A 9,244-nucleotide genomic window follows, 5' to 3' on the forward strand; every position below is an offset into this window, starting at 1 on the left:
AACTTAAATAGAGTGCTTAAAGCGTTTGAATAATACTTATTTCCCTTTACATTTCTCGAACCTTCTTTATGAAAAACTCTTACTCCATTTTATTATTTGGAGCATTTTTGACCGTACTAAATTTTGGTTGTTCAAAAAAATCCATTGATAGCTCCGATACGGCATCAGCTTCTTCATTCGATTTAATTCAACAAAAAATACTTACACCTTCATGCGCTACTTCTGGTTGTCATGCATCGACGAGTGACAATACTTATGCTCAGCATGGCTTAGTTTTGGAAAAATCCGTTGCCTACCAAAACCTAGTAGGCGTTAGTCCTAAAAATGATTTAGCCAAAACCGATAATCTCCAGAGAGTTAAACCTTTTAAATCTTTAGAAAGTCTTCTATTTCATAAGCTCGAATGGGATGCCAGTCATCATAGTGGCAAGCAGTATGGACTTCCGATGCCACTTGGGAGTAATCCATTATATGTAGGACAAATCGAATTTATCAGAAGATGGATAGAAGCCGGTGCGCCACGCACAGGCGATGTGGTAGACAAATATCTGTTGGACGACACAACCCCGAGTTATGCAACAAGTAGCACGCCTTTCGAAGCACTCAAAAGTCCACAAGAAGAAGGAGTTACTGGAATTCAAATCCATGTAGATGCTTTTAATGTAGCGGCTAATTTTGAGAGGGAAATTTTTGTTCGAAAAAGTTTGGGCAACTCTAGCGAGGTGTATGTCAATCGCATCAAGCTCAAATCTCGTCCCAATAGTCATCATTTGGTCTTATATGATTTTAGAAATAAAGATAATACTTTACTGATGCCGACTATTGATATTGTGCGTGATTTGCGCAATATCAATAATTCTCTGAATGCTCTCACGGTTTTACAAATGTCTAATCATATTTTTTTGGGCGGAGGCACCGACCCAAATCAGGATTATACTTTTCCAGAAGGGATGGCATTAAAACTTCCCGCAGGCGCAACGATAGATGTTAATCCCCATTATTTCAACAAAACGAATCAACCATTTTTAGGAGAAAATTATGTCAATCTTTACACTGTTCCAGCCTCAAAAGTTCAAAAAGTTGTACAAATGATTGATTTTAACAATACGAATTTTAGTCTGCCAGCCAATCAGCGCAGCACTATTACCAAAGATTTTAAATTTGATAGCAATGTTTCTATTGTTTCGCTTACCTCACACAACCATAAGTATGGCGAAAGATTTGTGATAAAAATCAAAGGAGGCACACGCGACGGCGAAACAGTTTATGAAAGTACTGATTGGGAACACCCTAAAGTAATTAATTTTAGCACTCCTATACAGCTTAAAAAAGGCGAAGGATTAACCTCTGTAGTAACCTACAATAATACAACTAACAAAAACCTCGGCTTTGGTTTAACCTCCGAAGATGAAATGAATATTATCTTTGGATACTACTATGTTAATCCATAAAGCCAAATTCCAAATCATCAGCAACTTAATCCGTTCATAGATAAAATAGGTCTTTCATTAATTGGGGAACGTTTTCTTGATGAATAAATCAGAAGAGATATTATATTTGCTCACTTTTAGCACTTTGAAATATTATCAGACAAATATCTATTACAAAACCCCTAAATTTTTGTGTTTTTTATAGATTAGAGAAACCTACTTACCAACAATTAGTCATAATTTACAGATACTCAGACAAGTAATTCTAATCATTATTATAAAACACAAGCGATTCCATCTATGGAACACAAACATACCGACAAAGCCACAGCAGCGGGTCTGCTAGTGGCAATGGGAATTATCTACGGTGATATTGGTACATCCCCACTCTACGTAATGCAGTCTATTATAGGCTCCGCTCCTATCAATGAAACAACCGTTTTGGGCGGTTTATCTTGCATTTTTTGGACATTGACCTTACAGACAACGCTCAAATATGTCATTCTGATTTTGCGAGCAGACAACCGTGGTGAAGGTGGTATTTTTGCGTTATTCGCCTTGGTGCGTCGTCATGCCAAGTGGTTAACAGTACCTGCCATTATTGGTGGGGCTACCCTTTTGGCTGATGGTATAATAACCCCACCCGTATCGGTCGCCTCTGCTGTCGAGGGGCTTCGAATGATTAAGCCCGATATCGAAACAGTGCCAATTGTACTAGCAATCATTACCGTCTTGTTCATGTTCCAAATTTTTGGAACAAAAATGGTAGGTCGTGCATTTGGCCCCATCATGTTGATTTGGTTTAGTATGCTTGGTTTTCTTGGTATTTTATGGATAGCAAAGGACTGGAGTATTTTGAGAGCATTTTCGCCACATTATGCCATTCAGTTATTAACAAATCCTTACAACGGAGAAAGCGGTTTTTGGGTATTAGGTGCGGTATTTCTTTGCACAACTGGTGCAGAGGCTTTGTATTCAGATTTAGGTCATTGTGGGCGAGGCAATATTCGAATCAGTTGGGTATTTGTAAAAATCTGTTTAATTCTTCAATATTTTGGTCAAGGCGCCTGGTTGATTCATCAAAGCGGAAGCCTTTTGAACGGACGCAAACCTATTTTTGAATTAATGCCAGAATGGTTCTTACTTTGGGGTATCGTAATTGCTACGGCGGCAGCCATTATTGCCAGCCAAGCCTTGATTTCGGGCTCATTTACCTTGGTTTCTGAAGCTATTCGTTTGAATTTTTGGCCTAAGGTTCGTTTAAATTATCCTTCTGATCAAAAAGGGCAATTATATGTACCAAGTGTCAATATCTTTCTTTGGCTGGGTTGTATGGGTGTGGTACTTTGGTTCAAAGAATCTTCCAATATGGAAGCTGCCTACGGATTAGCTATTACTCTTACGATGCTCATGACAACGGCTTTGATGGCCTACTATTTACATGTCAAGAAATTTGATATGTGGTGGATTGTAGCATTCATCGTAGTGTATGTATCTATTGAGGGCTCATTCCTTGTGGCTAATCTACGCAAATTTGTTCATGGTGGCTATGTTTCTTTGATTATTGCGGCTTGTATTATTGCCTTGATGATTATCTGGTATCGTGCCTTTATCATCAAAATGCGCTTGACCGAATATGTCAAATTGGTAGATTATATCGAGCCATTGAAAGACCTTAGTCAAGATATGAGTATTCCAAAATACGCTACACACCTCGTATTTATGTCGAATGCGGCGCGCACAAGCGAAATTGAATCAAAAATCATTTATTCAATTTTCCAAAAACGCCCAAAACGTGCTGATATTTATTGGTTTGTACATGTAGATACGCTCGATGACCCATACACCATGGAATATAAAGTGGATATCATTGAGCCAGACGACGTAATTAAAGTAACCTTCCGTCTTGGTTTTAGAGTTGAACAAAAAATCAATTTATACTTCAGAAAAGTAGTTGAAGAATTGGTAAAAAATGGAGAAGTAGATATTACCTCTCGATATGAATCCCTCAATCGTCAAAATGTCATTGGAGATTTCCGTTTTGTGGTGCTTGAGAAATTCTTGTCTTATGACAATCAGCTTTCTATATTTGAATCTCTCATTATGAAAGCGTATTTCTTCATCAAAGACTTCACGCCTTCCGAAGACAAGTGGTTTGGTTTGGATACCAGCGCTGTGAAAGTTGAAAAAGTACCATTGATTATTCGCCCAGCCGAGAATATTCGTTTGAAGCGTATTGATTAATCTATTATCTATATCCAAATCGTGTTCTTTTCGATTTCCGAAACGAGCACGATTTTACTATTTTAAATACATAATTATATGAAAATCTTGATTACGGGAGGAGCGGGTTTTGTTGGCTCATCTCTGGCGATTGCTCTAAAAACTAACTATCCCGCTTACGAAGTTATTTGCCTCGACAACCTCCGTCGTAAAGGTTCAGAGCTCAATCTACCACGCCTAGCACAAGCAGGTGTTACATTTGTACACGGCGATATTCGTAATAAAGAAGATTTTGATGCACTTCCAGTGGTAGATGCCCTTATCGAAGCTTCTGCAGAACCTTCCGTTTTGGCAGGATTGGACGGCACGCCTGATTATCTAATCAATACCAATTTGGTAGGTACAATCAACTGTTTGAACTTTGCCAAAAAAAGTAATGCTAACTTTATCTTCTTGTCAACTAGTAGAATTTATCCAATCAAAACGATTGAAAAACTCAACTTCGTTGAATCAGATACACGCTTTGCATTAGCCGACGAACAGCCAGTAAGAGGTGTATCGTCTAAAGGTATTGCTGAAGATTTTCCATTAGATGGCGCTCGTTCGTTGTATGGCGCTACGAAGTTGGCTTCTGAATTGATGATTCACGAATACAATGAGTTTTATGGCCTAAAAACTGTGATTAACCGTTGTGGTGTATTGACTGGCCCTTGGCAAATGGGTAAAGTTGACCAAGGTGTAATGGTACTTTGGGTAGCCAAACACTATTTCGAACAACAGTTAGCCTATATCGGTTACGGCGGTTCAGGAAAGCAAACTCGCGATATGCTTCACGTACTTGACCTATATCGTTTGATTGATTTTCAATTGCATAATATGGACAAAGTAAATGGCGAAATCTTAAACGTTGGTGGTGGTGTAGAAGTAAGTGCTTCGTTACAAGAACTTACACAGATTTGCCAGGAAGTAACGGGTAAAACCATTCCTATCAACAAAGTAACCGAAAACAGAGCTGCTGATATTCGTTTGTATGTAACCGACAACTCTAAGGTGACTGCCTTGACAGGATGGACACCGAGCATCTCAATGAAACAAATTGTTTCAGAAATTACAGCATGGTTGACTGAATACGAAAGCCAGTTGGCTTATGTATTGAAATAGCTTTCGGCTTGGGGCCTTCGGCAATCGGATGAACAGCATTGCATTTGAAGATGTATTGTTCTAAAATATAGTATCAAAACATAAGTCATTTCTAATCTTTTGGATTGGGATTATTCTCCAAGTTTTTATCAAAAAGCGGTCGAAAAATATTTTTTCGACCGCTTTTTTAATGTTACTATGCAAGATATAACTTGGCTTAATACGCAATCATTGCGTCTCTACTACTTTCTAACATAATCACTCTATTCGACATGACTCATGCTTGATTTTCCGTTTGATAATTATTTGATAATCAAAGTTGTAAAAGGCGTTTTTTTTCCTATTTTTATAAAAATTTCTTCAAAATACTCCGCCCCTATCAATCTTATATTTCCAGTAATCATATCCTTATCTTGCCGTTTTTTCAACTAATACAACTTTGTGCTTTTACTCACTTATTTAAGACCTTGGTATACTATGAAAAAAACTTTACTTACTACTATTCTTTTTTTGTGTATTTTATATTTTGACAGTCGGGGGCAAATTCAAATTAGCTCAGGCTTTAGCTATATTGGCGAAGGTGGATGGGGCAACAAAGCACAATATGCAGGTTCGGGTATAGATATTAGTGCCAAAAAGTATTTGACCGAAAACCTCAGAATCGGTATGAACTGGGGCGTATATGATATGCGAACCAATTTGATGGTTCAAACACAAAGTGATGCTTTACCCATTGTGTATGGTCGAATTCTCAAACGAATCGTACCTCTAAACTTCTCAGTTGACTATTTTTTATGGAAAAAGCATCTCATCAAACCTTTTGTAGGCATAAGTACAGGCACTTTTGTTAGCCAGTATGATACTGAAGTAGAGAAAAATTACGAATATCTAACAGCCAATAAGAACTTCAGCAATAGTCTTAATTGGGGGTTTTCGCCTAGCGCAGGACTTCAGTTACAAGAAACAGCCGACCGACTCGGAGTGTATCTCAAATTCAGCTATACGGGTATTCAGTATACCTCTTCACAAGGCGGATATACTTCTTTTTATGGAATATATGCGGGTTTTAGCTTTAAGTTTGGGAAAAAGTCGAATTGGCGACCTCCTGTGTTGACAGTACCAAAGTCAGCTCCTTATTTCGAATCCAAAGAGCAACGATAACAAAAAAGCCGAGACTTTCGTCTCGGCTTTTTAATTCATCATCGAAGATTAAGCCAAAAGATGAACTGGACACCACTCCAAATACACCGCTCTTCTTCATTTTTTTTGACTCTTGATGCTCAAACCTAATAAAAAATATTTTGTTGTAGGCTCTAAGCTGGAAGCAATAGGCAAAAGCCTATTATTTCTATGCCTTCTGATTACAATAGATTGTTTTTAGCCAAATACTCTGCAATTTGAACAGCGTTTGTAGCAGCACCTTTACGAAGGTTATCAGCAACAATCCACATATTCAAGGTCTTTGGCTGAGTTTCATCACGACGGATACGACCAACAAATACTTCGTCTTTACCGTGTGCATTGATTGGCATAGGATAAACAAAGTTTTTTGGATCATCTTGTACGATTACACCTTCGGTGTTCGACAAAATATCAAATACTTCTTGTAAATCGAATTCGTTTTCAAACTCAATGTTTACCGATTCTGAGTGACCACCAATTGTAGGAATACGAACCGTAGTTGCAGTCACAGCAATTGAGTCATCCATCATAATTTTCTTAGTCTCGTTCACCATTTTCATTTCTTCTTTGGTGTAGCCGTTGTCCAAGAAAACATCGATGTGTGGCAATACGTTCAAGTCGATTTTGTGAGGATATACCGCTGGTACATCTGTACGACCTTCGCGTTCTGCAAACAATTGGTCAACCGCTGCTTTACCAGTACCAGTTACTGATTGGTAAGTTGAAACAACCACACGCTTGATTTTGTATTTCAAGTGCAAAGGGTTCAACACAACTACCATTTGGATAGTCGAGCAGTTAGGGTTTGCAATAATTTTATCTTCAGTCGTTAATGTATGAGCGTTGATTTCAGGAACTACCAACTTTTTAGTTGGGTCCATACGCCATGCCGACGAGTTATCTACCACGGTAATACCTGCTTCAGCGAAAAGAGGAGCAATCTTTGTAGAAGTACCACCTCCTGCCGAGAAAATCGCTACATCAGGCTTCATCTTGATAGCATCTTCGAAGCCTACTACGGTGTACTGTTTTCCCTTAAACTCAACCTGTTTACCTACCGAACGTTCTGAGGCTACTGGGATAAGTTCTGTTACAGGGAAGTTGCGCTCCGTTAAAACTTTCATAATTTCGCCACCGACCAAACCTGTGGCTCCGACTACTGCTACTTTCATTGTTTTACGTACTTTGTTTTTTGGTTATAGTGAAAAAAATGCTGTATGCCTCACAGAAGCACTAAACAGCCATCAATTGAAGTCAGAAAGTTTTTGTTTACTCCTAACTATCCTTTACTTAAAAAGACTGTGTCCAACCTAAGCCTATTACTGGCGTTTGGACAGAGGTTTGATTTATACTTAGCCCAATCCTACTTTGTTGCAATTGCAACTGATTGTATCGAGCGATAGATTTTGACAAATGGATAGTCGAGCGAAAATTCAAATAAGTGGTTATTACTAATGCACTGCCCAAAGAAGTCCAGTAAAAATTATTTGAAACTTTATCTCGATTAAAAATTGTGTAGAGCGACACCCCCGCCGAAGCGATATTGACCCATTGCATGGCTTTTCGTTGACTCTTAAACTTCAAGAACCTGCTGCTTACTTCGGGGTCTTGCATTTGCAATAATGGAATTTGTAAAGCCAATGGGTTTTCGATAGTCTGCCTTTCGTAAATATATTTCATTCCCCAAAAATTGCGCTCTACTGCAATGTACTTTGGTCGGGGAAGTTCTGTCTGTCCCAAAACCGCCTGAGCAATACCCAAGCATAACATCAAACACCAACCTATTTTTGCATACTTTGATAAACGCATCATTCCATACTTTTTAAGTGTCAAATAGGGCTTTTTCTATAAGTTTTTGACAAATCGTGAGTAATTTTCTGATTTTCACTACGTTGCGACTCGTCAAAAAGTCCGCAAAATTACTCCATAATCTCCGAAGAGAAAAGAAATTTCTTTAGTTTGAATAAGATATTCCTAATATTTTAATAAAATGCTATGCTATACTGTTTCCAAAGGGTTCTTTTTCAGTTTTTTACTCCAAATGCATAACATCTTTGTGGGGTCACACAAAAATCGAGCGGAATGTCCCATTTGCCTACTTCTTCTATCAATGGCACTGCGTTTTCAAGACATAAGCCTATTTTTTTAACTTTATCTGAACATTGTTCAAGGAATCTATCATAAAATCCCTTTCCATAACCCACTCTATTCCCATTTTCATCAAAAATCAACAATGGTAAGAATACCACTTCTAGTTGCTGGGGTTCAACTTTTTGTTGAGGTGTAGGAATTGGTTCGGGAATACCCCATTTGCTTAAGGTAATCGTATTGGCATTATATAAATAATGTTCCATTTCAAACGAATGAGATATTACCCTTGGCACCACAAATCTTAGTTGTGGGTGCTTTTCCTGCAAGAGCTGCATCAATAAATAAGTATCTATTTCTTTCTGCGCTTGTATTGGTAAGAATACATGAACGAATTGCATGGTAGAAAAATCAAAGTTTTCCAATACATTTTTTACAATCAACTCACAACGCCGCTGATATTCAGCTTCAGAAAGATTCTTGCGCTTTTCTTTGTAGATATTTCGTAACTCCTTTTTGGTCATTGATTATATGATTTCGTTTTGCGGCATTTGTCCGAACAATATTTTACCTCATCCCATACTTTCTCCCATTTCTTTCGCCATGCAAAAGGGCGACTGCAAGTTTCGCAAATTTTTGAAGGCAAATCTGCTTTTTTACGCATTTTCATCGTTTTGTTTATTTTAAAAGTCTAATTTTTTATAACTAAAAAACTATTCAAAACGGATAAATGTTAAAATCAAGTCTTAAAAAATGACTTTTGCAAGTTTCTGAAAAAACTATTATTACCAAATTTCTCTCATTTTTTGCCAAAAACTTTCCATTTGTGACAGTTCATCGAATACAAATCAAAAGCCCGAATTTCAGGTATAAATTTGTATCAACAATAAGGCAATAAAGTTAGAGAGAAAACGATGCCTAGCCACTATAAAACATTATGTTGTGATTCTCAATTAGATTTTAAATTGGTGCAGCTTTTTAATATCAAAAAATAAAATCACGACACACCAAAGTTAAGGACTCGAATTTACGCATCCGCCATTATTACTTCAATTTAAGGGCTTGAAGTAATAACAATTAGTAGGAAAAAATTTCATAAGTAGGAGAGTTAGAAGGGCAATAATCTTTTAATGTTGTGCAAAAAGGTGTATCTGTAATCAGGTACACCTTTTTTATTAGTT

8 protein-coding genes are annotated in these 9,244 nt (G+C 37.5%); 4 read left to right on the forward strand and 4 right to left on the reverse strand.

Going from position 1 to position 9,244, the window contains the following annotated elements; all coding sequences use genetic code 11:
* The first annotated feature begins 68 nt into the window (after positions 1-68).
* The 4 genes from ACOVQ4_RS20295 to ACOVQ4_RS20310 all read left to right on the forward strand — a co-directional run bounded on the left by ACOVQ4_RS20295 (position 69) and on the right by ACOVQ4_RS20310 (position 5,954).
* Positions 69-1,451 (forward strand): hypothetical protein, encoded by a 1,383-nt coding sequence (locus ACOVQ4_RS20295; protein WP_421822430.1) that lies wholly within the window; start codon positions 69-71, stop codon positions 1,449-1,451.
* Positions 1,452-1,730: 279 nt separating this feature from the next.
* Complete coding sequence (locus ACOVQ4_RS20300; RefSeq protein WP_421822431.1) at positions 1,731-3,674, forward strand: KUP/HAK/KT family potassium transporter; 1,944 nt, start codon at positions 1,731-1,733, stop codon at positions 3,672-3,674.
* 78 nt (positions 3,675-3,752) lie between these two features.
* On the forward strand, positions 3,753-4,814 hold the full coding sequence (locus tag ACOVQ4_RS20305; RefSeq protein WP_421822432.1) for an NAD-dependent epimerase/dehydratase family protein: 1,062 nt from the start codon (positions 3,753-3,755) through the stop codon (positions 4,812-4,814).
* A gap of 456 nt (positions 4,815-5,270) precedes the next feature.
* Positions 5,271-5,954, forward strand: a complete 684-nt coding sequence (locus tag ACOVQ4_RS20310; RefSeq protein ID WP_421822433.1) for a hypothetical protein — start codon at positions 5,271-5,273, stop codon at positions 5,952-5,954.
* Positions 5,955-6,154: 200 nt separating this feature from the next.
* Here the strand turns inward: ACOVQ4_RS20310 and ACOVQ4_RS20315 are convergent, their stop codons facing one another.
* The 4 genes from ACOVQ4_RS20315 to ACOVQ4_RS20330 all read right to left on the reverse strand — a co-directional run bounded on the left by ACOVQ4_RS20315 (position 6,155) and on the right by ACOVQ4_RS20330 (position 8,733).
* Positions 6,155-7,147, reverse strand: coding sequence for an aspartate-semialdehyde dehydrogenase (locus ACOVQ4_RS20315; RefSeq protein ID WP_421822434.1), 993 nt, complete (start codon positions 7,145-7,147; stop codon positions 6,155-6,157).
* Between the two features lie 118 nt (positions 7,148-7,265).
* Positions 7,266-7,787 carry a hypothetical protein gene (locus ACOVQ4_RS20320; RefSeq protein ID WP_421822435.1) on the reverse strand — a complete coding sequence of 174 codons (522 nt, stop codon included), beginning with the start codon at positions 7,785-7,787 and terminating at the stop codon, positions 7,266-7,268.
* A 212-nt stretch (positions 7,788-7,999) separates the two neighbouring features.
* A complete protein-coding gene (locus ACOVQ4_RS20325; protein WP_421822436.1) occupies positions 8,000-8,587 on the reverse strand; it encodes a 5-formyltetrahydrofolate cyclo-ligase in 588 nt (195 codons plus the stop codon).
* Positions 8,584-8,733, reverse strand: coding sequence for a DUF2256 domain-containing protein (locus ACOVQ4_RS20330; protein ID WP_421822437.1), 150 nt, complete (start codon positions 8,731-8,733; stop codon positions 8,584-8,586). Before ACOVQ4_RS20330 ends, ACOVQ4_RS20325 begins: the two co-directional genes overlap by 4 nt.
* Positions 8,734-9,244: the final 511 nt, after the last annotated feature.

Source organism: Flectobacillus sp., from assembly GCF_049240685.1.
Lineage (GTDB): Bacteria > Bacteroidota > Bacteroidia > Cytophagales > Spirosomataceae > Flectobacillus.